Below are 23,063 nucleotides of genomic sequence, written 5' to 3' on the forward strand. Positions count from 1 at the left end.
CACAATCCCATTGCCCGGCAGGCTGCCGGCAAGCCCCGACTCCCGCGCCCCCCAAGCGCGTGTCACTTCCCCGATAACAAGCGCCGCAGACGGCGCCCGAGGCGCCGATCTTCCCGCTGCTGCTCGCGCAGTTCCATCGCTTCCAGCCGCTGCACCGCCGTGGCGAGAAGCGTACCCAGTTGTTCCTGCCGCGCCGCCGCCAGTTCCGCGGCGCCGTCCAGCTGCTGTTTCAAGGCCGCCAGGCCGCGTTCCTGGCTTGCGGCGGACCCGGCATTTTCCTGCTGCAGCGCGGCCAGGCGCGCTTCCAGCGCCTGCTCCCGCGCAGCCTGCCCGGCGAGCTGCTGCAATCCGTTTTCCAGCGCCGCGGAAACCTGCCCCAGGTCCTGGCGCAGGCTGCCCAGCGATTCATGCACCGCCGTGACAGCCGTGGCGATCTGGCCGGAGAGCCCGGCCGCCGATTCCGTCCCGACCTGCACCACCGTCGCGGCCACGTCCGCCGCGGCCTGGCCCAGCCGTCCCACGCCGTCCTGCAGGCCGGTGATCATGCGGAACTGCAGATGCGTCAGCGGCGTCATCGACAGCGTGTCGCCGCCGCCCGCCGCGGACAAGGGCTTCGCCTCGCGCCGCTCCATTGCAGCGCGTATGGCGAGCATGTCCTGCAGCTCGTTCACGTAGGGCACGAAATCCTGCTGGTACATGCGCCAGACCCGGAGCAGTTCCTCCGCGCCGGCCCAGAAGGCCGCGGAATCGCCGCTTTCGCAGGCAAGGCGGTAGACGCGGCCGTTCAGCGAACCGGACAGGGCCGGGCTCTGGCCCGCCGCGTGATGATGCCGCGCCGACGGCGACAGGAAGCGTTCGACCTCGGCCTCCACCGCTTCGCTCAGCGGCAGCGCGATATCCAGTTCCCGCGCGATGCGCCCGACGCAGCCGCGCCAGTCGTCCATCAATGCCTGGTAGGTGACCACGCTGCGCGGCAGGCCGGCCGAGGCCAGCGCGGCCTCGAAGAAATGCAGCAGCAGCAAGGTGCCGGATTCGGCCGCCGAAATGCCGTCGCGGCGGGCCAGCGAGGCGGTCACTTCCTCCGGGTGGCGCAGCATGAAAACCAGCTTCACCTGCACGCCGGCGGCTTTCAGCTCCTCCAGCCACAGCGGCAGCAGACGGCACAGGCGCGGATCCTTCAGCGCCCACAGCGGGCTGCCACTGAACTCGTCGCGCACCAGCGCGCCGATGCGCGGACGCAGCGATGCGGTCCCCGGCGCATGCAGCCAGCCCTGCGGCAGGCTGCGCGTGTCCCACCAGCTGCGGCCCAGGTGATGCAGCAGGCGCTCGTCGACGTCGACTGCGTCCAGGTGCTCCCAGAAACCATGCTGGTTGTTGTCCGCCGCCGGCGGCATCAGGCGCGTGCCCAGGTCCACGCCGCACAGATTCAGCACGCGGGTCAGCGCCGACGTGCCGCTGCGGTGCATGCCGAGAATGAGCAGGACGGTGGATTGCTCAGCCACTGGCAGACTCCGCTTGATCGAGCATCTTCACTTCCGCACTCACTTGCAGATTGACCAGTCCCGTCGCCAGCCGGTCCAGCTCGGGCATGACCCGGAACATGATCGCGTCGATGCGCCGGTCCAGGTATTGCTCGCCTTCGCCGTCCAGGCCCAGCACGCCGGCGTTGGCGAAATAGGTGCCGGGCGCGAGCAGGCAGCGGAAGCTGAAGCGCACGGCGATGCTGCTGCCGGAGTCGACCACTTCCAGGCCTTCGCCGGCCTGGGCGCTGACGCCGCCGGCCAGGTCCAGCCCGGTGGTGGTACGGAACAGCATGCCGCAGCGCACGCCGACGGCGGCGCGCTCGAAATGCACGCGATAGGTGTAGGTGTACTCGCTGCCGGAACGCAGCACGTTGACGCGCTGGCCGCCGCGGGCCTGGATATGCGGATCCTCGATGCGCGCGCCCAGCGAGGGATAGGCCAGCGTGCTCTGCGACACCAGGCCGGGATCGAAATACGAGCCGTCGTCGGCCTCGTCGTCGTCGACGCGCTGGCCGCCGCTCTCCAGCGACTGGCTCACGGCCACATCGCCACGGATGCGCGCACGCACTTCTTCGAGCTTGGCCGCCGGGGCGTACAGCAGCTTGTGATAGCGCGAGACGACATGGCGCGGCGTGCCCTGGGCGAGCAGTTCGCCGCGGTCCAGCAGCACCGCGCGGTTGCACAGCTCGATCACCATGCCGGCCGCGTGCGACACGAACAGGATGGTCGCGCCGTCGTTGCGCAGGCGCTCGATGCGCGCATGGCATTTGCGCTGGAAGGCTTCGTCGCCCACCGCCAGGGCCTCGTCGACGACCAGGATATCCGGCGTCACATTGATCGCGACGGCGAAAGCCAGGCGCACGAACATGCCGCTGGAATAGCTCTTGACCGGCTGGTCCATGAACTCGCCGATGTCGGCGAAGGCGGCGATATCGTCGAAACGCTGCTCGATCTCGCGGCGTTCCAGGCCGAGCACGGTCGCATTGAGGAATACGTTCTCGCGCCCGCTGAATTCGGGATTGAAGCCCGCGCCCAGCTCCAGCAGCGCGGCGATGCGGCCGCGCACCTCGACCGTGCCGGCGCTGGGCGTCAGCGTGCCGCAGATGATCTGCAGCAGGGTCGACTTGCCCGAGCCGTTGCGGCCGACGATGCCCACGGTCTCGCCGCGGTGCACCTCGAAGCCGATGTCGCGCAGGGCGTGGAACTCGCGGTACCAGCTGCGCGAGGCGCCCGGGAACAGCTGCTGCAGCAGGCGGTGATGCGGCTTTTCGTAGACGGCGAAAGCCTTGCTCACGCCATCCACGCGGATGGCCAGTTCAGAGGACATCGGCAAACCCCGGCCGGGTCGCGCGGAACCAGGCGTAGCTGAGATAGCAGAACAGCAGCGCGCCCAGGGTGTACAGGCCCAGGCCCTGCCAGTCCGGCAGTTGGCCCCACAGCGCGATCTTGCGCGCCTCGTCGATGATGAAGGTCAGCGGATTGAGGCGGAACACCAGCTGGTAGCCCGGTGCCAGCATCTCCACCGGCACCATGGCCGAGGACAGGAACAGCAGCGCGGTGGACAGCACGCCGGTGATCTGCGAGATGTCGCGCAGGTAGACGCCGAGCGAGGCGAACAGCCAGCCCACGCCGGCGCCAACCAGCCCCAGCGGCGCCAGCACCAGCGGGAACAGCAGCACCGTCCACGGCGGCGCGCCGAAGCGCAGGGTGAACAGCACCAGCAGCACCAGCACGTTCATCAGCGCGTGGAAAAAGGCCGAAAGCAGCATCGGCCAGGGCAGTATCTCCAGCGGAAACACCACGCGCTTGACGTAGGACGAATTGCCCAGCACCAGCTGCGGCGCGCGGCTCAGGCATTCGGCGAACAGGCCGTGCACGATCAGGGCGACGAACAGGATCAGGGTGAAGTCCGGCCCGCCCTCGACCTGCTGCGGCCAGCGGCTTTTCAGGATGCTGCCGAAGGCGACGGTGTAGACCAGCAGCATCAGGAACGGACTAAGCACCGACCAGAGCAGGCCGAAGCTGGCGCCGCGGTAGCGGCCCTGCACATCGCGCTTGGTCAGTTCCCAGGTCAGCAGACGGTGGCGGCCGAAAGCGGAAAAGGGTTCGGCCAGGAAGCCGGCTGGGCTTGGACGTGTACTCATCGGCCTGCCACCGCTGCCCTGCCGCGCCGGTCAGGCGGCGGCAAGCGCGGCATCGAGTTCGGCCTTGAGATCGGCGACGTCCTCCACGCCTACGGAGAGGCGCACGAGGTTGTCGTGGATGCCCAGGCGCGCGCGGTTTTCCGCCGGCACCGAGGCGTGCGTCATCACCGCCGGGTGATTGACCAGGCTTTCCACGCCGCCCAGCGATTCGGCCACGGCGAACAGGCGGCACTGTTCCATCATGCGCCGCGCACCGTCGAAGCCGCCCTTGACGTAGATGCTGAGCATGCCGCCGAATCCGCTCATCTGGCGCCTGGCCAGATCGTGCTGCGGATGCGACTTCAGCCCCGGATAAATTACCTTTTCCACTTTGGGATGCGTTTCCAGCCAGCCGGCCAGCTCCGCCGCGGCCTCGCAGTGCGCGCGCATGCGCAGGTGCAGGGTCTTCAGGCCGCGCAGGGCGAGGAAGGAATCGAACGGGCCCTGCACGCCGCCGACGGCGTTCTGCAGGAAGGTCATCTTCTCGGCCAGCTCGGCGTCGTCGCCGACCACGACCATGCCGCCGACGATGTCGGAGTGGCCATTGAGGTACTTGGTGGCCGAATGCATGACCAGGTGCGCGCCCAGCTCCAGCGGCCGCTGCAGCATGGGCGTGGCGAAGGTGTTGTCCACGCCGACCAGGATGCCGCGCTTGCGCGCGAATTCGGCGATGCGGGCGATATCGACGATCTTGAGCAGCGGATTGGTCGGCGTCTCTATCCAGATCAGCTTCGTGTTGGGCCGCACGGCGGCTTCCAGCGCGGCCTGGTCGTTGAGATCGACCCAGCTGAAATCCAGTCCGGCGGAGCGGCGGCGCACGCGCTCGAACAGGCGGTAGGTGCCGCCGTAGACATCGTCCATGGCGATGACATGACTGCCGCTGTCGAGCACGTCGAGAATCGTCGACGTGGCCGCGAGGCCGGAGGCGAAGGCATAGCCGTTGCGGCCGCCTTCCAGATCGGCGACGCAGCGCTCGTAGGCGAAGCGGGTCGGGTTGTGCGAGCGCGAATACTCGAAGCCCTGGTGCACGCCCGGGCTGGACTGGGCGTAGGTCGAGGTCGCGTAGATCGGCGTCATCACGGCGCCGGTGGTGGGATCGGGCGACTGGCCGGCGTGGATGGCGCGCGTGCCCAGGCCGTGCTTGGCATTGGTACTCATGGTGTCTCGCAGGATCCGCCGCAGCGGAAGAAGTGTCGGGGTGATTTCACTGCACGCGGCGGCGCAGGTAGTTGAGCAGGTCTATGCGTGTAATGAGGCCCAGGAATCGCTCGCCGCTCATCACGATGGCCACATGGCCGCGGTCGAACACCGGCAGCAGGGATTCGATCGGCGCGCCGACATCGAGCACGTCCAGCTTGGATACCATCGCGGTGGACACCGGATCGCGGAAGCGCGCCTCGTCCAGGTGTACGTGCATGAGCACGTCGGACTCGTCGACGATGCCGACGATCTTCTCGCCGTCCATCACCGGCAGCTGCGAGATCTCGTACAGCTTCATGCGCTGGTAGGCCATCATCAGCGGATCGCCGGGGCCGATCACGACGGTGTCGTGGGCCGCGTACGGACGCATGATCAGGTCGCGCAGGTCGCCGTGGGAATCGCGCTCCAGGAAGCCGTTGTCCAGCATCCAGTAATCGTTGTACATCTTCGACAGGTACTTGTTGCCGGTATCGCAGACGAATACCACGACGCGCTTGGGCGTGGTCTGCTCGCGGCAGTAGCGCAGCGCCGCGGCCAGCAGCGTGCCGCTGGAGGAGCCGCCGAGTATGCCTTCCTTTTCCAGCAGCTCGCGCCCGGTCAGGAAGCTTTCCTTGTCGCTGATGGCGTAGGCCTTCTTCACCCGGCTGAAGTCGCTGATCGGCGGCAGGAAATCCTCGCCTATGCCTTCGACCATCCACGAGGCGCTCTTGGTCGAGAGCGTGCCTTCGTTGATGTACTGGGTGAGGATGGAGCCGACCGGGTCGGCCAGGATGAATTCGACGTTCGGTGCCTTCTCGGCGAAGCAGCGCGACAGGCCGGTCATGGTCCCCGAGGAACCGCAGCCGAACACGATGGCGTCGATCCTGCCGTCCATCTGGGCGAGGATTTCCGGGCCGGTGCCGGTCTCGTGGGCGAGCGGATTGTCGGGATTGCCGAACTGGTTGATGAAGTACGCGCCCGGGGTTTCCCGCGCCAGGCGCTCGGCCAGATCCTGGTAATACTGCGGATGGCCCTTGGCCACGTCGGAGCGGGTCAGCACGACTTCCGCGCCCATGGCCTTGAGGTTGAAGATCTTCTCGCGGCTCATCTTGTCCGGCACGACGAGGATGAGCTTGTAGCCCTTCTGCTGCGCGACCAGGGCCAGGCCTATGCCGGTATTGCCGGCAGTGCCTTCGACCAGGGTATCGCCGGGCTTGATGTGGCCGGCGCGTTCGGCGGCCTCGATCATGCTCAGGCCGATGCGGTCCTTGATGGAGCCGCCCGGGTTCATGCTTTCCAGCTTGAGGAACAGCTCGCAGCAACCGGTGTCGAGGCGTTGCGCTTTCACCATCGGGGTCTGCCCGATCAGCTCCAGCACGCTTTGGTGGATGGTCATGAGGCTCCCGCGGCCGCCCGTATCTGCCGGGCGCGTCTTGGTTTCAGGGCCCGGCATGATAACCGACGGCCCGCGCCGCCGCGACGCGAAGTGCCCGCGCCGGCCGCGGAAGTTGCTGGATTTGCGCGATGGAGCACGGGCTTGCGCAGGACTTGCACAGGCCTGGCGGCGCTGCGGACAGGAGGCTCAGACGCCGGCGAGCGCGGCCGCGGCAGGCGGCATTGACGGCGAGGTTCGATGGGGCATTGCCGCGTCCGGCGCCAGAGGCCGGCCGGACGCGGCGGAATCGGGGAGGTCCGGTGGGCGGACGCTCAGTGGGCGCCTTCGCGGTGTTCCCACAACTGGACCAGGCGGTCCTTGGCGCGGAGCTTTTCTTTCTTCAGGGAATGCAGGGTGGTGTCGTCCATGGGCAGCACTCCGAGATCGGCGTCGCGCAATTTGCTGTCCAGTTCCTGGTGGCGCTGGTACAGGCTGCGGAATTCGGTGCTCGCCTTGAGCAATGCGTCGATCTCGGATTTCTGGTGATTCTCGAACATCAGCCGTTCTCCTCTCGTTGCGTAAGGCGCACGCAAACGCCGCCGGCACCCAGAGGGCGCCCGCGGCGCAGGCTGTGCGTGAAACTGAAGTGAAGCGGGTCAGGCACCATCGCGCATCCCGGCCCGCCACGCGGCGGTGGCGGCGGAGTTTCCTCGGACTTCGGCGATGCGCTGGTCTGCATGGATTCGGCAGCCGTGCCGCGTAGACCGGTCGGCTGCGGAATCACCCTACTCCTTTGCCCGGGCCCGCGCAAACAGCACACGGGCCGTGTTCACACTCAGTAACTTGAGTGAAGAAGTTCAGTCGGCGCGGCGGTCAAACCGACGTGTGTTCGGGGATCCAAGCCGCCTCATCCGGCCGCAGGCCGCAACACCACCACGACGCGCCGGTTGCGCGCGCGGCCATCCGCGTCGTCGTTGGACGCGACCGGCCGCGCCGAGCCCTCGCCCGACACCTCGATGCGCTGCGCGGCGACGCCGGCGGCGATCAGCGCATCGCGCACGGCTTCGGCGCGGCGCAGCGACAGCGCGCGGTTCGCATCCGGACTGCCGGTGGCATCGGTATGGCCTTCGATGCGGATGGCCCGCTCCGGCTGGCTGTTGACGAAGGCGGCCACGCGGGCGATGCCCACGCCCGCCTCGGCCACGAGCTGGGCCGTACCCGGTTCGAAGACGAGATCTTCCAGCGTGAGCTGCTCGCCCTCGGCGCCGGTCTCCGGCACCAGCTGGGCCAGACGGCGGGCCAGCGGGATTTCGCCGGCTTCCGGCGCGGGCATCACGGCGGCGCCGGGTTGCAGAGGATCCGGCGCGGGAGCCGGCGGCGCGGCGGCGGCAGCCTGGTCCGGCGGCGCCGCGGCGAAGGCCCGATCCGACGCCGCCGCAGCCGGCTCAAATGCCGTCTGCGCCGCCGGCGCGCCAGCCGCGGATCTGGCCGGCAGCACGGGATCGGGCGTTGCGGAAGCCGCGCGCGCAGCGGCGGAGCCGGACGCCGCAACGGCTGCGGGCGCCGCAGACGGCGGAACCGCGACGGGCGGCGGCACGGCGCCGGAAGCGGCAGATGCCGAAACCGCTGGCGCGGCCGGCACCGGAGCGGCGGCGCCGGGCGCGGGGGCCGCCGCAGGCAGAGACTCCGGCCTGGCGCCCGCCATTGCATCAGCCGGCGCCGGCCTGGCCGCTGCCGCACCCGACGATGCCGCTCCCGCTACCCCGATAGCCGCATCCGGGCGCGCCGCCGCGGCCGAAGCAGCACCCGCAGGCGAAGCCGCATGCCCTTGCTCCAGCCCGCGCTGCGCCACTTCCTGCTGCACCAGTTCGCGCTGGCGCTGGCGTTCCAGTTCCTCGCGCATGGCGGCGTTCTCGCGCCGGCTCGCGGCCAGTTGCAGGCTGGCGTGTTCGCGCTCCAGCTCGGCCAGGCGCGCGCTTTCCTGCTCGGTCTGCGCGGCGATGTAGGCGATGTCCACGCGCCGCTCCGCCAGATAGGCCAGATGGGCGTGCTCGGCCGCGTTGACGCTGCTCGCATCCAGCCGGCGCACGGCGGCTTCGGCCAGGGCGCGCTCGGCCAGGGCCAGGCGTGCAAATTCCGGATCGGTGGAAAGCGCCTGCAGGCTCGCGTGCAGGCGATCGAACTCCAGATCGCGCCGCGGCGTGGAGCCGCAGGCGGCGAGCAGGCCGCACAGCAGGACGACGGCCACGCCGAACTTCATGGCCGCTCCGCCGCGGCGCCGTTCCCGCGCAGGCGCGCGTTGGCGGCTTCCTGCACCTGCACCGCCTCGCGCGTGCGGCCCAGGCGCGACTTGGCCACGGCCAGGTCGCTGTTCACCTTGGACTGCTCCAGCAGCAGGCGCGCCTGGCGCAGATCGCCCTGGGCCTGGGCCTGGCGCGCCTGGTCCAGCTGTTCGCCGGCGTAACGCAGCTCCAGCGGCGCATACGTCGAGGCGCCTTCGGCGGCGGCCAGCGCGACCGCGTCCGCGGCCCCTTGCAGCTCCGGCAGCGGCGCCCGCTCGCGGGCTGCGGCCGGGCTCAGGAATGCGAGCAAAAGCGGCGCCAATACATGGATTTTTCTCCGCGTTGGTGTCATAACTTCGGCCGCAATCAGGGGGGAATGACGTCGCTATTCTGTGGACCCGGCACGATCGTTGCAACGCGACGTCGCCCAGTCCCGCGACGGGATTCCAGCATAAACGACGGCGACAGCCGTCCCGTATCTCGCGAGGCGAGCTAATGGATATCGGCTACTTCCTCAAGCTAATGACCGAGAAAGGCGCGTCGGACATGTTCCTGACGACGGGCGCCCCGGTGAACATCAAGGTCGAGGGCAAGCTGTATCCGCTGGGCAATACCGGCCTGCCCGGCGGCATGGTCAAGAAAATCGCCTATTCGCTGATGGACGAAGGCCAGGTGCCGCAGTTCGAGCGCGACCTGGAACTCAACATGGCCATCGCGGTGAAGGACGCCGGCCGCTTCCGCATCAACGTGTTCAAGCAGCGCGGCGAAGTCGGCATGGTGATCCGTGCGATCAAGAGCGAGATCCCCACCGTGGATACGCTCAAGCTGCCGCAGATCTTCAAGGACATCATCATGGAGCCGCGCGGCCTGATCCTGGTCGTCGGCGCCACCGGCTCGGGCAAGTCGACCACGCTCGCGGCGATGATCGACCACCGCAACTCCAGCCAGTCCGGCCACATCCTCACCATCGAGGATCCGATCGAATACCTGCACCGGCACAAGAAGTCGATCGTGAACCAGCGCGAAGTCGGCCTGGACACGCACAGCTACCACGAGGCGCTGAAGAACGCGATGCGCGAAGCGCCGGACGTCATCATGATCGGCGAGATCCGCGACGTGGAGACCATGGAGGCCGCCATCGCGTTCTCCGAAACCGGCCATATCTGCCTGGCCACGCTGCATTCCAACAACGCCGACCAGACCATCGAGCGCATCCTCAATTTCTTCCCCGAGGCGTCGCACAAGAACATCCTGATGAACCTGGCCCTGAACCTCAAGGCCGTCATCTCCCAGCGTCTGGTCATCGGCAAGGACGGCCGCCGCCTGCCGGCGGTGGAAATCCTGATCAACACCCCGCACATCCGCGACCTGATGCGCCGCGGCCAGGTGCACGAGATCAAGGAAGCCATGGACCGCTCGCTGCAGGAAGGCATGCAGACCTTCGACCGCGCCCTGTACACGCTGTACAAGGAAGGCCGCATCGAGCTGGAGGAAGCCCTGGCCAAGGCGGACTCGCGCGATGGCCTGGCCCTGAAGATCCGCCTGGCCGAAGGCGGCGGCGACAACATTGCGGCGGAGCATGATCCGTTCAATCTGTCGGCGTTCTGAGGAACGCTTGCGTACGAACAAAAACGGCGCCGCAGGGCGCCGTTTTTGTTTTGGGGCTGGAGCTGGGCTGGGTTGAGATGGACTGGCCTGGGCTGGTCTAGCCTGGCCTGGGCTGGGGTGAGATCAGCTGAGACGGATGGGCCGAAAGGAGTCCGGACTTGCGCCAAATACGAGTTCCAGACGCCGGATCAACGCAGAAAGTCTTCTCTCCCAAGCTTGCTTGGGGGAGAGGGTTGGGTGAGAGGGCGACGCTTCAGATTGCCTTCGAGCCGGGATTTTCGCCATCGCCTTTTATTGAAAATCCTGGCGAAAATCCAAACGTAGCGACCAGATCGAGCGTCTCCCCCTCACCCCGGCCCTCTCCCCCAAGCAAGCTTGGGGGAGAGGGAATTTCCCCGCCGTGTCGCTACAGCCGGCTATCCAGACCCGTATCTCAGAACCTCGAAACTTCAACCTCGAACCTCAATCCCAATCTCAATTCCAAATCTCAACCTCCAGCGCGAACCTCGAATTTCGAACCACGAATTTCGAATCCCGCCTCCACCCCACCTCACTCAAACCCATCCGCAAACAACGCCATCTCCGTCCACAGCGGATTCTCCGCATAGAACACATCCCAGGTGCCGTTGGTGTCGTTGGGCACCTGGATCGCCGAGTACGAATACCAGACCACGCCGGTGCCATCCGCGCTGAGGCGCGGCATGTAGACGTTACCGCTTTCACCGCCCACGCTGACCAGGGCGATCAGACCGCGCAGCAAATCGACCACGTAGACGCCCGGCTCGCTGCCGGGGTACTGCACATCGCCCGAGGCGAACACCAGATAGCGTCCGCTGTAGTCGAAATCCGGATCGATGTTGGTGCTTTCCCGCGCGAGATTGCCCGAGGGAATGCTGAGCGCGATGGTGGCGTCGCTGGAAGGGATGCGCAGGTACATGGTGGTCTCGGCGAATTCGCCCCAGTCCGGCAGCGACGGGGCCTTGCTCGCGAACGCGAGCAGGCTGCCATTGGCATTGAGCGCCCCGTCGTACTCGCTGAAACCATTGGCCTGCGTACCGGATGGGCCGACGTTGACGCGGGTGATGGGCACGCTGCCGTCGAAAGCGGCCAGGAAGACGTCGACGATGCCGTTGCTGTCGCCGGCGACGAGATTGCTCGCGGACGAGGCAAAGATGACGCGACTGCCGTCGGCGGAAATACGCGCATCGCTGCTGGAGAGATTGGCGTCGCCGCCGCCGGGCGCAAGGCTGATGCGGCGCGATGTAGTGGACGCGAGATCGCGCACGAAGATATCGGAATAACCGTTGTTGTCGCCGGCAGCGAGCAAATCGCGCGAAGTGAAGGCGACACGGCGGCCGGCCAGGTCGATGGTTGGATCGTCGCAGCCGAAAGTGCCTGCGCCGCCGTCGGGCTTGAGATCGAGGATCTGCAGGCTGCCGTTGCTGCGGTCGTACAGGTAGCAATTGCGCCAGCCTGAATTCGGCAGCAGCGAACCGTAGGAAGAGAACACGATGCGCATACCGTCGCCGGAAATCGACGGTGCGAAGCTGATGCCGTTGCTCTGGCTGCCGTCGGACTTGTTGCTGATGCGCACCGTGGTGCCCAGCACGCGGTCGCGCAGGAACACGTCCGGTGCGCCGTTGGTATCGCCGGGGACGAGATTGCTCGCATCGCTGACGAAGGCGACGTAGCGGCCATCGGCGGAGATCGCCGGATAGCGGCTCTGGCTGCCGCCCTGGGCGCTGTTGCTGGAAACACTGATGCGCTCGACGGCAAGCGCGGGCGCGGCAAAGAAGCCGCCCAGCAGCAGGATCGCGGCAAGACGCAGGACGGAAGATGGAAAGGCGGGATACGGCATGACGGCTCCGGAACAGGGGTTCTCGGAATCCGGATACGCAGTGCCGCGGTGCAAACCTCAAACACGGCGGCGCGCGCCGTCCCCGGCCGGCCGGATCAGCGCGCGACAGACGGGTCTACTGCGGCCAGATCACAAGCACGCGGCACGCCGACTTTTCTTGCCGCTCAGGCCGGCGGCGCATCCGGCTGGTTTTCCGGCCGCGCCCGGTCGAACGCGGGCAGGCGGCGGCATTCCTCGTCGATGCGGACTATGGTCGGGTATGGGTTCAGGTCCAGCCCCCAGCGCCGCGCGTTGTATACCTGTGGAACAAGACAGACATCCGCCAGGCTGGGATCGTCGCCCTCGCAGAACTGGCCGGTGGACGGATTTTCCGCCAGCAGCGACTCGAACGCGCGGAAGCCCTCGGCGATCCAGTGGCGCGACCAGCGCTCGCGCTCTACCTCGGGCGCGTTGAACTCGCGCTCCAGGTACTGCAGCACGCGCAGGTTGTTGATCGGGTGGATGTCGCAGGCGACCAGCTGGGCCAGGGCGCGGACCCGGGCGCGGTCGCGCGCGGTCGGCGGCAGCAGCTTGAGTTCGCCGTCGTAGGATTCGTCCAGGTATTCGATGATGGCCATGGACTGGCGGATCACGCGGCCGCCGTCGAGCAGCGTCGGCACCAGTTCCTGCGGATTCACCTGGTGGTATTCCGGCGCATGCTGCTGGCCGCCGCCGGCGGTGAGGTGCACCGGCAGGATCTCGTAGGGCAGCCCTTTCAGATTGAGCGCGATGCGTACCCGGTACGCCGCGCTGGAGCGCCAGTAGCTGTACAGCCGCAAGCCGTCTGCCGACATCGCCCACCTCCGTGAGACGCCGTCCGGCCTTGCGCCGGCACGGCGATGAATCTACTCCCTTGCCTGCGCGCCGCCAATGCCGCCGGCGCGGGCCGGCGGCGGACTGCGCATCAGGCCGGCGCCTGCATGGTCTGCTCGATGGCGCCGAAGATGCTGTTGCCGGCGCGGTCGAACATCTCGATGCGGATGCGGTCGCCGAACTGCATGAAGGGCGTAGACGGCTTGCCGTCGCGCAGGGTCTCCACCACGCGCTGCTCGGCCAGGCAGGAAGCGCCGGTGCTGGTGTCCTGGTTGGCGATGGTGCCGGAGCCGACGATGGTACCGGCGCTGAGCGGCCGGGTCTTGGCGGCATGGGCGATCAGCTGGGCGAAATTGAACTGCATGTCCACCCCGGCTTCCGGCGCGCCGAACCACTTGCCGTTGAGGTGGGTGGTCAGGGCCAGGTGCAGCTTGCTGTCCTGCCAGGCATCGCCCAGTTCGTCCGGCGTGACGAATACCGGCGACAGGGCCGAGCGCGGCTTGGACTGCAGGAAGCCGAAGCCCTTGGCCAGTTCGTCCGGGATCAGGTTGCGCAGGCTGACGTCGTTGACCAGGCCGATCAGCTGGATATGGTCGGCCGCCGCAGCCGGCGTGACCGCCATGGGCACGTCATCGGTGATGACGACGATCTCGGCTTCCAGATCGATGCCGTAGGTCTCGCTGGGCACCACGACCGGATCGCGCGGGCCGTAGAAGCCGGCGCTGGTGGCCTGGTACATCAGCGGATCGACGTAGAACGAGGCCGGCACTTCGGCGTTGCGCGCCTTGCGCACGCGCTCCACGTGCGGCAGGTAGGCGCTGCCGTCGACGAATTCGTAGGCGCGCGGCAGCGGCGCGGCGAGGCGGCTGACGTCCAGCGCGAAGGCGCCCGGCAGCTTGCCCGCGTCACCCGCGGCGACCGCCGCGTTGAGCTGTTCCGACAGCGCGTTCAGGCGCGGCGCCAGCGTGCTCCAGTCCTCCAGCGCGCGCTGCAGCGTCGGCGCTATGCCATCGGCCCGCAGCGCATGGCTCAGATCCCGGCTGACCACGATCAGCGTGCCGTCGCGGCCGCCTTCCTTGAGACTTGCGAGTTTCATTGCTGCTTCACTCCGAAATAAGGTTTGTCGCAAAGGGCCAGCTGCCGGGCCGGATCAGCCTGTGGCGGCGAAAGTACGTCGCATTCGGCCCGGTGCAATGAATAGCCGCAGGCGGAAGGCAGCCAGCCGCCGCAGGGGCTGCTGTCGTAACCGTACAGCACGAAGCGGCCGTCGCGGCGTTGAATCGCCGCCCAACCCGCCATGGAATCATCACCGGCGCCAAGCTGCACCAGCGCGGCGACGCGTCCCTGCTGGCGCGCCTGCGCCATGCACGCCAGCGGATTGGCCGCGCTGTTGCAATCGTCATAGCCAGCCGGCGCGTCCGCGCGCAGAGCGGCGTACACAGGCCAGCAGGATTCGGGATCTCCCGCTCGCTGCAACATCGGATCAGCGCTGATTTCCTGCCAGGCCAGCGCACTGAAGTCGAGGTTGTGCAGCAGGCTCGGCGACCGCTGAGGCAGTGTCTGGCAGCCCGACACCAGCACCGCCGCGGCTGACAGGAAGAGGCGGACGTTCACGGCCGCGCCGGTTCGAAATTCTTGCGCAGCCCTTGCCAGCATTCGTGATAGTCCTGCTGCAGCAGCGGCGATTCCAGCGCCTGCGCGGCGGGACGGATCACGGCGCGGGCCTCGAACATGAAGGCCATGGTGTCGACGATGTGATCGGGCTTGCGCACATCGGCAGCGCTGGCCTTGTCGAAGCTGACCGCGTCCGGGCCGTGGCCGCTCATGCAGTTGTGCAGGCTGGCGCCGCCCGGGGCGAAGCCGCCGGCCTTGGCGTCGTAGACGCCGTGGATCAGGCCCATGAATTCGCTGGCGATGTTGCGGTGGAACCAGGGCGGGCGGAAGGTATCCTCGGCCACCAGCCAGCGCGGCGGAAAAATCACAAAATCCATATTGCCGACGCCGGGCGAATCGCTGGGCGAGGTCAGCACCAGGAAGATCGACGGATCCGGATGGTCGTAGCTGATCGAGCCTATGGTGTTGAAGCGGCGCAGATCGTACTTGTACGGCACGTGGTTGCCGTGCCAGGCGACCACGTCCAGCGGCGAATGGCCGATGGCTGCGCGCCACAGGTTGCCCTGGAATTTCGCGATCAGCTCGAAATCGCCTTCGAGGTCCTCGTAGCTCGCCGCCGGCGCGAGGAAATCGCGCGGATTGGCCAGGCCGTTGGAACCGATGGGGCCGAGATCCGGTATGCGCAGGTGCGCGCCGAAGTTCTCGCACACGTAGCCGCGCGCGGCGCCGTCGGGCAGCGCGACGCGGAAGCGGATGCCGCGCGGAATCAGCGCGATTTCCTGCGGTTCCAGCTCCAGCACGCCCAGCTCGGTGGCCAGGTGCAGGCGGCCCTGCTGCGGCACGATCAGCAGTTCGCTGTCGGCGGAATAGAAATAGCGCCCCTGCATGTCGCGGTTGGCCGCGTACAGGTGGATGGCGATGCCGCTCAGGGCCGCGGCCGAGCCGTTGCCGGCGTAGGTGACCAGGCCGTCGATGAAATCGGTCGCCGCCTCGGGCAGCGGCAGCGGATCCCAGCGCAGCTGGTTGGGCGTGGGCGGCGCTTCCTCGAAGCGGTTGTGGAACAGGCCGCCGGCATACGGCACGAACGGCCGGTGCAGGGCGGCGGGACGGATGCGGTACAGCCAGCTGCGCCGGTTCGCATGCCGCGGCGCGGTGAAGGCGGTGCCGGAGATCTGCTCGGCGTAAAGGCCGTAAGGCACGCGCTGGGGCGAGTTGCGCCCCTGCGGCAAGGCGCCGGGCAGGGCTTCGCTGGCGTGTTCGTTGCCGAAACCGGATAGATAGTTCAAGGCCGTGTCTTCCTGGGAAGGACGCGGCGGCCGCGCCGGCGCGGCCGCCGATGACGCCGCCGGCGCAAGGCCGGCGGACCGCCGATTACAGCACGCCGCGGCGCATCTGGTCGCGTTCTATGGACTCGAACAGGGCCTGGAAATTGCCTTCGCCGAAGCCTTCGTTGCCCTTGCGCTGGATGATCTCGAAAAAGATCGGGCCGATCGCGTTCTGGGTGAAGATCTGCAGCAGCTTGCGCTGCTTGGTTTCCATGTCGGCGTCGATGAGGATCTTGTTCTTCGCCAGGCGCGGCACGTCTTCGCCATGGTTGGGCACGCGCTGGTCGATCACCTCGAAATAGGTGTCGGGCGTATCCAGGAATTCGACCCCGGCGGCGCGCATGGCTTCCACCGTCTCGTAGATGTTGTCGGTGAAGCAGGCGATGTGCTGGATGCCTTCGCCGTGGTACTGATCCAGGTATTCGTTGATCTGGCTCTTGGGATCGGAGGACTCGTTCAGCGGGATGCGCACCACGCCGTCGGGCGCGGTCATGGCCTTGGACACCAGGCCGGTCTTGCTGCCCTTGATGTCGAAGTAGCGGATCTCGCGGAAGTTGAACAGGCGTTCGTAGTAGTCCGACCACTTCTGCATGTTGCCGAAGTAGAGGTTGTGGGTCAGGTGGTCGATGAAGGTCAGGCCGAAACCCGGCGGGTTCTGTTCGGCGCCGGCGATGGGCTCGAATTCGCCGTAGACATCGCCCTTATCGCCATAGCGGTCGACCAGGTACAGCATGCAGTCGCCGATGCCCTTGATCACCGGCGTATCGACGGCGCGGGTATCGGCCTTGTGATCGACGTAGGCACCGCCGTTGGCGACGGCCTGCGCGGCCACCCAGTCGGCCGGCTTCTGCACGCGGATGGCGAAGCCGCAGGCGCAGGGGCCGTGGGCGGCGGCGAAGTCGGCGGCGAAGGAGTCCTTGTCCTCGTTGACCAGGAAGTTCACTCCGCCCTGGCGGTACAGGGTGATGGCGCGGCGGCGGTGGCGCGCCACGGCGGTGAAGCCCATGCGCTTGAACAGGTCGTGCAGCAGGGCGCCGTCGGCGGCGGCGAATTCGACGAACTCGAAACCGTCGATGCCCATGGGGTTTTCAAACTGGGTCGGCTGCATGCCGAGATTGGGCTGCGCACTCATGGCTGGAAAACCTCCGGAACAAGTCGGAACAGGGCTTTGAATGGAGCCCCCTTGACTCAAGGGGACGGCCAACAGCTTGCACGGCAAGCGATTGGCGGGGCTTGGAGATAAGCCGTCGGGCACAAGAGCGGTACAGTGGACGCTTGCTCAGGCCTTACCTAAACGACGGCTTGCACCAAGTGTGGGCGCCGTTATAGTTTCATCTGAAACCATTTGCAAGGGATACCGCACCAATGACCGGGCAGACACTGCTGGAACTGGAGAATTTCCTGCCCTACCGCCTGTCGGTGCTGTCCAACACGGTCAGCCTGGCGATTGCGCGGGAATATGAGGACCGCTTCCAGCTGTCGATCACCGAATGGCGCGTGGTTGCCGTGCTCGGCCGTTACGACGGGCTTTCCGCACGCGAGGTGGCCGAGCGCACCGCCATGGACAAGGTCGCGGTCAGCCGCGCCGTGGCCGCGCTGATGAAGGACGGCCGTGTGCGCCGCGCCACCGCGGCGCATGACAAGCGCCAGTCCGTGCTCAGCCTCACCGCCAAGGGCCGCAAGGTGCATGCCGAGGTCGCGCCGCTGGCACTGCAGCACGAGCAGCGCCTGCTGGCCCACCTGGATGCGGAGGAGCAGTCCTGGCTCGCCCGCATCCTGGAAAAGCTGCTGCAGGCCGAACAGGAACTGGCCCGCCGCGGCGCCTGAGGCGGCCGCGGCATTTGTTGCGGCGCACATCGAATCCGCCGGCGCCGCAACATCGCCCCTGACTTCCCGCGCAGGCCGGCAGGACCGCCCTGCCCCTGTAATCCGGCACAGGACAGCGCTGTCCGCGCTGCAGGATCCTGTTTGCCATGTCATCGTCCAACCGTAGCCATTTCCACTCTGCCGGAACTTCCCCGTGAGCGCGGCCGGAACCGATCCGCGCCAGGAAGACGGCCTGCTGCATACCCTGTTCAGCGTACGGCGCGACGAACGCAAGCCGCTGGCGCTGGCCTTCCTGTACTTTTTCTGCGTGCTGGCCAGCTACTACGTGCTGCGCCCCATCCGCGACGAGATGGGCGTGGCCGGCGGCGTGAACAAGCTGCCCTGGCTGTTCCTGGGCACGCTTACCGTCACCATCGTCATCAGTCCGCTGTTCTCGCGCCTGGTCGCGCGCCTGCCGCGGCGGCGCTTCGTGGCCTGGGCCTACCGCAGCCTGGTGCTGTGTCTGGTCGGCTTCGGCCTGCTGCTGAGCTTCGCCCCGGCCGCGGCGCAGGTCTGGGTCGGCCGCGCGTTTTTTGTCTGGATCAGCGTATTCAACATCTTCGCCGTATCGCTGTTCTGGGCGGTGATGTCGGATCTGTTCCAGACGCGCCAGGCGCGCCGCCTGTACGGCGTGATCGGCGCCGGCGGCACGCTCGGCGGCATCTGCGGCGGCCTGATCACGGGCTGGCTGGTGCACAGCGTGGGCAACGTCGTGCTGCTGGCCATCTCGGCCCTGCTGCTGGAAGCCGGTCTGCGCACGATGTACGCGCTCAGCGACAGCCTCGCCGCCGGCGGCCAGCCGCAGCAGCGCCAGCTGGAGCAGGAAGTCATCGGCGGCAGCATCTGGGCCGGCCTGAGCGGGGTGGTGCGTTCGCCCTACCTGGCCGCAATCGCGCTGTTCATGCTGCTGTTCACGGTGGGCTCGACCTTCCTGTATTTCCTGCAGGCCGAGATCGTCGCGCGCGAAATCGCCGACCGCGCCGCACGCACGGCGTATTTCGCCCAGGTCGATGTCTGGGTCAACGGCCTGACCCTGGTGGTGCAGCTGACCCTGACCGGCCGCCTGATCCAGCGCATTGGCGTAGGCACGGTGCTGGCGCTGCTGCCGCTGCTGTCCATCATCGGCTTCCTCGCCCTGGCCGCTGCGCCGCTGCTGTCGGTGGTGATCCTGTTCCAGGTGCTGCGCCGCACCGGCAATTTCGCCCTGACCGGCGCGGCGCGGGAAATCCTCTACGTGCCGCTGGCGCGCGAGGAAAAGTACAAGGCCAAGAATTTCATCGACACGTTTGTCTTCCGCCTCGGCGACCAGCTCGGCGCCTGGACTCATGTCGGGCTCAGCGTGCTGGGCCTGGGCCTGTCCGGCATCGCGCTGGCCGCCGTCCCCCTGTCCGCCGCGTGGCTCGGCGTGGCGCTGTGGCTGGGCCGGCGCCATGCGCGTCTGGCCCCGTCCGCACCGCTGCTGCCGGCCGCCGGCACGTTGCTACTGACCCGAGGAATGCGTGCATGATCGACCGTCGCCAATGGTTGCAACTCGTCGGCGCCAGCGCCGCCGCCCTGGCCCTGCCCGGGCTAGTCTCCGCCGCCGTGCCGGCGCCGGCAAAACCGCTGCGCATCCTGATCCTGGGCGGCACCGGCTTCACCGGTCCGCACCAGGTGCGCTACGCGCTGGCGCGCGGCCACAAGATCACCTTGTTCAATCGTGGAAAAAAGCCGAAGAAGGAATGGCCGGGCGACGTCGAGGAACTGCACGGCGACCGCAACACCGGCGACCTGGCCGCGCTCAAGGACGGCGAATGGGATGTCTGCATCGACAATCCGACCACGCTCCCCTTCTGGGTGCGCGATGCGGGCCAGATGCTCAAGGGCCGGGTCGGCCACTACATCTTCATCTCCACCATCTCGGCCTATGCCGCCAACGACACACCCGGCGCCGACGAATCCGCGCCCACCGCGGTCTACGGCGGCAAGGATGCGATGGCCGAGACCCTGGACACGCTCAAGGCCGACATGAGCCTGTACGGCCCGCTCAAGGCGCGCTCGGAACAGGAGGCGCAGCACTGGTTCAAGGACATCACCACGGTGATACGCCCCGGCCTGATCGTCGGCCCCGGCGACGAGACCGACCGCTTCAGCTACTGGCCGCTGCGCCTGCATCGCGGCGGCGAGATCCTGGCGCCGGGCAAGGGCGATGATCCGGTGCAGTTCATCGACGCGCGCGACCTGGCTGAATGGACCATACGCATGGCCGAGCAGCGCGTATTCGGCAACTTCAACGCCACCGGCCCGGCCCGGCGCCTGGACATGCGCGGCATGCTGCAGGGCATAGCCAAGGCCATCGGCGCCAAGCCCGAACTCACCTGGGTGCCGGCGGATTTCCTCGCAGCGCAGAAGGTCTCGCCCTGGGGCGACATGCCGGTGTGGATACCGGCCTCGGGCGATTCCACCGGCTTTGCCCAGCGCAGCATAGACCGCGCCCTGAAACAGGGCTTGAGCTTCCGCCCGCTGGCCGCGACCGCGGCCGACACGCTGGCCTGGTTCCAGGCGCAGCCGGCCGAACGCCAGGCCAAGCTGCGCGCCGGCATCAGCGCGGAGCGGGAGAAGGAAGTCCTGGATTTGTGGAAAAAGCAGAAAGCCTGAGCCACAACGACTGCGCGGCGGCCTGACCGCAACCGCCTCCGGCCCGCGCCGGGGGCGGTGCCGGGATCAGGCCCCGGGCCGCGTCACCCATGTCTTGTGGCCCGTTGCGCCGCCGCGGCCGCCGGCTACGCTCGGGATTCGTTCCCGAGCAGGACCCGTCATGCGCCGCTATCTCGCCGCTGTCTCGTTCATCCTCACCGCCGGCCTGGCCCAGGCCGCGCCGCCGGTCAAGCCCGTCAGCGCCGACGAACAGGCCTTCCGCGCGCTGTACAAGCAGTTGGTCGAGATCAACACCACGCTGTCGGTGGGCAGCTGCACCGCCGCGGCCGAAGCCATGGCCGCGCGCCTGGCCGCGGCCGGCCTGCCCAAGGCCGACATGCAGATCCTGGCGCCCCCGGACCGGCCCAAGGACGGCGCCCTGATCGCGCTGTACCCGGGCACGGATGCCAAGGCCGAGCCGATACTGCTGCTGGCGCACCTGGACGTGGTCGAGGCGCGGCGCGAAGACTGGCAGCGCGATCCCTTCACCCTGGTCGAGGAAGACGGCTTTTTCTACGCGCGCGGCTCCAGCGACGACAAGGCCATGGCCGCGGTGTTCACCGACAGCCTGATCCGCTACAAACAGGAAGGCTTCAAGCCGCGCCGCGGCATCAAGCTCGCGCTGACCTGCGGCGAGGAAACCTCGGAAACGTTCAACAGCGTGGAATGGCTGCTGCGCACCAGACCCGAGACGCTGAAAGCAGCCTTCGTCATCAATGAAGGCGCCGGCGGCGAGCTGAATGCGAAAGGCGAGCCGGTCGCGCTGCAGGTGCAGGCCGGGGAGAAGGTCTACCAGGATTTCCTGCTGGAGATCACCAATCCCGGCGGCCACAGCTCGCGCCCGGTGCGCGAGAACGCGGTGGTGCAGCTCAGCGGCGCGCTGGAGCGCATCGGCGCCTACCAGTTCCCGATCCGCCTGAACCCGGTCACGCGCGCCTATTTCAGCAAGCAGGCGGAACTGGTCGCGCCGGATGTCGCGGCCGACATGCAGGCCGTGCTGCGCGATCCGCCCGATGCCCAGGCCGCGCAGCGCCTGTGGACGCGCAATCCGGCCTGGAACGGCACCTTGCGCACGACGTGTACGCCGACCATGGTCGAAGGCGGCCACGCGCCCAACGCCCTGCCCCAGCGCGCCCGCGCCAATGTGAACTGCCGCATCCTGCCGGGCGAACCCATCGCCTCCGTGCAGGAACAGCTGGTCAAGCTGATCGCCGACGACAAGATCGCGATTTCGCTGGTCGGCGGCGAAGGCCTGGCTTCGTCGCCGCCGCAGCTGTCGCGGGAAATCCTCGATCCGGTGCGCAAGGTCGCGGAAAAAGTCTGGCCGGGCGTCGCCGTGGTGCCGACCCAGAGCACCGGCGCCACCGACGGCCGCTTCCTCAATGCCGCCGGCATTCCGACCTACGGCATCTCCGGCATGTTCCACGATGCCGAAGGCAGCCGCGCGCACGGCCTGAACGAGCGCATACGGGTCAAGTCGTTGCTGGACGGGCGGCGCTTCCTGCATGAGCTGGTGAAGCGGTACGCCGAGCAGTGACGCCTGGTTGCGATGGCGCGCCCGCCAACGGGCGCGCTGTCCACGGTGCCGGGTTCGCGGCAGCGGCGCAGCGGCATCCGCGAGATCGACGCGGGTATCGCATCACGCCTCGACCATGCCTGCCGGACCATCGGCAGGCCGGAACATCACACCTTCGCGCAGGCCGCTACAGCGCGTCGTAGTACGCCGCCATGCGCGCGCACTGCGCCGCATCCGGCAGCGGGCCCTGGCCGGCGGCGAGGTTGTCGGCCAGGTATTTTGGGTTGCGCGTGCCGGGAATCGCGCAGGTTACCGCGGGCTGGCCCAGGATGAATTTCAGCGCGAACTGGGCCCAGCTGGTGCAGCCGATCTCGCCGGCCCAGTCCGGCAGCGGCTTGCCGCGGCTGCGGCGGAATATCTCGCCTTCGGCGAAGGGCCGGTTGATCAGCACCGCGACGCCGGCGGCCGCGGCAGCCGGCAGCAGGCGCGCGGCGGCTTCGCGCTCGGCCAGCGAATAATTGATCTGTATAAAATCCAGCACGCCGCCGGCGAGCAGGCTTTCCAGCTGTGCATGCGCGGCGGCGGTGTAGTGCGTCGCGCCGATGTAGCGCACGCGGCCTTCGCGCTTGAGCGCCTGCAGGGTTTCCAGATGCGCGGCATAGTCGAGCAGGTTGTGCACCTGGACCAGGTCTATCGTCGTGCGACCGAGCAGGCGGAAGGAATTTTCGATCTGGGCGCGGCCCTCGGCCTTGCCGCGCGTCCACACCTTGGTGGCGACGAACGCGGCGGCTGCGGCATCGGCTTCGCCCAGCAGCCGGCCCAGCACGGCTTCGGCGCGGCCGTACATGGGCGAGGTGTCGATCACGCTCTGCGGCTGCTGCAGCAGCAGTTTCAGCGTGGCCAGCGCATCGGCGTGCGCGGCCGCATCGGCGGCGATATCGAAGGCCTGCCAAGTGCCCAGGCCTATCACCGGCAGCAGGTGGCCGTCGCGGGGAATCGGCCGCCGCAGCCGCGTGGCGTTCTGCCCAAGTACCGGCGACAGCGGCGCCATCAGCAGGCCACTGCCCAGAACGCTGAGGAAATCGCGGCGTGACAGGTTGAGCATGGGAACCTCGCCGGCGCGGCGGACATTGCCCATGCTAGCGCCGCGCGCGCGGCGGCAAGCTCGCTGCGGCGCGCGGAGTCCACTTTCCGGCGCATTGCCCG

General features: G+C 67.8%; 20 protein-coding genes. 5 read left to right on the top strand and 15 right to left on the bottom strand.

Going from position 1 to position 23,063, the window contains the following annotated elements; genetic code table 11:
* Positions 1–62 precede the first annotated feature (62 nt).
* The 8 genes from NM961_RS19885 to NM961_RS19920 all read right to left on the bottom strand — a co-directional run bounded on the left by NM961_RS19885 (position 63) and on the right by NM961_RS19920 (position 8,852).
* Positions 63–1,502, bottom strand: coding sequence for a sulfotransferase family protein (locus NM961_RS19885; protein ID WP_255916168.1), 1,440 nt, complete (start codon positions 1,500–1,502; stop codon positions 63–65).
* Entirely contained in the window at positions 1,495–2,850 is a 1,356-nt protein-coding gene (locus tag NM961_RS19890) for an ABC transporter ATP-binding protein (RefSeq protein WP_255916169.1), read from the bottom strand. The genes NM961_RS19885 and NM961_RS19890 overlap by 8 nt, the downstream gene beginning before the upstream one ends.
* Positions 2,840–3,667: an ABC transporter permease gene (locus NM961_RS19895; RefSeq protein ID WP_255916170.1), complete on the bottom strand. Its 828-nt coding sequence runs from the start codon at positions 3,665–3,667 to the stop codon at positions 2,840–2,842. Before NM961_RS19895 ends, NM961_RS19890 begins: the two co-directional genes overlap by 11 nt.
* A gap of 30 nt (positions 3,668–3,697) precedes the next feature.
* Positions 3,698–4,864, bottom strand: coding sequence for a cystathionine gamma-synthase (locus NM961_RS19900; RefSeq protein ID WP_255916171.1), 1,167 nt, complete (start codon positions 4,862–4,864; stop codon positions 3,698–3,700).
* Between the two features lie 46 nt (positions 4,865–4,910).
* Positions 4,911–6,281, bottom strand: a complete 1,371-nt coding sequence (locus NM961_RS19905; RefSeq protein WP_255916172.1) for a pyridoxal-phosphate dependent enzyme — start codon at positions 6,279–6,281, stop codon at positions 4,911–4,913.
* Positions 6,282–6,592: 311 nt separating this feature from the next.
* Positions 6,593–6,817: an HP1242/YdcH family protein gene (locus tag NM961_RS19910; protein ID WP_255916173.1), complete on the bottom strand. Its 225-nt coding sequence runs from the start codon at positions 6,815–6,817 to the stop codon at positions 6,593–6,595.
* Positions 6,818–7,167: 350 nt separating this feature from the next.
* Positions 7,168–8,520 carry an OmpA family protein gene (locus tag NM961_RS19915; protein WP_255916174.1) on the bottom strand — a complete coding sequence of 451 codons (1,353 nt, stop codon included), beginning with the start codon at positions 8,518–8,520 and terminating at the stop codon, positions 7,168–7,170.
* Positions 8,517–8,852 carry a DUF4398 domain-containing protein gene (locus NM961_RS19920; RefSeq protein WP_255916175.1) on the bottom strand — a complete coding sequence of 112 codons (336 nt, stop codon included), beginning with the start codon at positions 8,850–8,852 and terminating at the stop codon, positions 8,517–8,519. The genes NM961_RS19915 and NM961_RS19920 overlap by 4 nt, the downstream gene beginning before the upstream one ends.
* Positions 8,853–9,037: 185 nt before the next feature.
* On the opposite strand from NM961_RS19920, the gene NM961_RS19925 reads away from it, so the two are divergent.
* The gene (locus tag NM961_RS19925; protein ID WP_255916176.1) at positions 9,038–10,150 is read left to right on the top strand and encodes a PilT/PilU family type 4a pilus ATPase; all 1,113 of its coding nucleotides are present in this window, start codon (positions 9,038–9,040) and stop codon (positions 10,148–10,150) included.
* 550 nt (positions 10,151–10,700) lie between these two features.
* Here NM961_RS19925 and NM961_RS19930 read toward each other — a convergent pair.
* The 6 genes from NM961_RS19930 to hppD all read right to left on the bottom strand — a co-directional run bounded on the left by NM961_RS19930 (position 10,701) and on the right by hppD (position 16,931).
* Positions 10,701–12,008 carry a TolB-like translocation protein gene (locus NM961_RS19930; protein WP_255916177.1) on the bottom strand — a complete coding sequence of 436 codons (1,308 nt, stop codon included), beginning with the start codon at positions 12,006–12,008 and terminating at the stop codon, positions 10,701–10,703.
* Positions 12,009–12,172: 164 nt separating this feature from the next.
* Positions 12,173–12,841: a maleylacetoacetate isomerase gene (maiA, locus tag NM961_RS19935; RefSeq protein ID WP_255916178.1), complete on the bottom strand. Its 669-nt coding sequence runs from the start codon at positions 12,839–12,841 to the stop codon at positions 12,173–12,175.
* A 110-nt stretch (positions 12,842–12,951) separates the two neighbouring features.
* Positions 12,952–13,956, bottom strand: a complete 1,005-nt coding sequence (locus NM961_RS19940) for a fumarylacetoacetate hydrolase family protein (protein WP_255916179.1) — start codon at positions 13,954–13,956, stop codon at positions 12,952–12,954.
* Entirely contained in the window at positions 13,953–14,474 is a 522-nt protein-coding gene (locus NM961_RS19945; protein ID WP_255916180.1) for a hypothetical protein, read from the bottom strand. Before NM961_RS19945 ends, NM961_RS19940 begins: the two co-directional genes overlap by 4 nt.
* Positions 14,471–15,760 carry a homogentisate 1,2-dioxygenase gene (gene hmgA / locus NM961_RS19950; RefSeq protein ID WP_255916181.1) on the bottom strand — a complete coding sequence of 430 codons (1,290 nt, stop codon included), beginning with the start codon at positions 15,758–15,760 and terminating at the stop codon, positions 14,471–14,473. The genes NM961_RS19945 and hmgA overlap by 4 nt, the downstream gene beginning before the upstream one ends.
* A gap of 85 nt (positions 15,761–15,845) precedes the next feature.
* Positions 15,846–16,931, bottom strand: a complete 1,086-nt coding sequence (gene hppD, locus NM961_RS19955; protein ID WP_255916182.1) for a 4-hydroxyphenylpyruvate dioxygenase — start codon at positions 16,929–16,931, stop codon at positions 15,846–15,848.
* A 233-nt stretch (positions 16,932–17,164) separates the two neighbouring features.
* On the opposite strand from hppD, the gene NM961_RS19960 reads away from it, so the two are divergent.
* The 4 genes from NM961_RS19960 to NM961_RS19975 all read left to right on the top strand — a co-directional run bounded on the left by NM961_RS19960 (position 17,165) and on the right by NM961_RS19975 (position 21,878).
* A complete protein-coding gene (locus tag NM961_RS19960; RefSeq protein WP_255916183.1) occupies positions 17,165–17,626 on the top strand; it encodes a MarR family winged helix-turn-helix transcriptional regulator in 462 nt (153 codons plus the stop codon).
* A gap of 193 nt (positions 17,627–17,819) precedes the next feature.
* Positions 17,820–19,172, top strand: coding sequence for an NTP/NDP exchange transporter (locus NM961_RS19965; RefSeq protein ID WP_255916184.1), 1,353 nt, complete (start codon positions 17,820–17,822; stop codon positions 19,170–19,172).
* Positions 19,169–20,302 carry an NAD-dependent epimerase/dehydratase family protein gene (locus NM961_RS19970; RefSeq protein WP_255916185.1) on the top strand — a complete coding sequence of 378 codons (1,134 nt, stop codon included), beginning with the start codon at positions 19,169–19,171 and terminating at the stop codon, positions 20,300–20,302. Before NM961_RS19965 ends, NM961_RS19970 begins: the two co-directional genes overlap by 4 nt.
* A gap of 160 nt (positions 20,303–20,462) precedes the next feature.
* Positions 20,463–21,878 (top strand): M20/M25/M40 family metallo-hydrolase, encoded by a 1,416-nt coding sequence (locus NM961_RS19975; protein WP_255916186.1) that lies wholly within the window; start codon positions 20,463–20,465, stop codon positions 21,876–21,878.
* A gap of 166 nt (positions 21,879–22,044) precedes the next feature.
* Here the strand turns inward: NM961_RS19975 and NM961_RS19980 are convergent, their stop codons facing one another.
* Positions 22,045–22,995 (bottom strand): aldo/keto reductase, encoded by a 951-nt coding sequence (locus tag NM961_RS19980; RefSeq protein WP_255916187.1) that lies wholly within the window; start codon positions 22,993–22,995, stop codon positions 22,045–22,047.
* Positions 22,996–23,063: the final 68 nt, after the last annotated feature.

Source organism: Tahibacter harae (genome assembly GCF_024437735.1).
Lineage (GTDB): Bacteria > Pseudomonadota > Gammaproteobacteria > Xanthomonadales > Rhodanobacteraceae > Tahibacter > Tahibacter harae.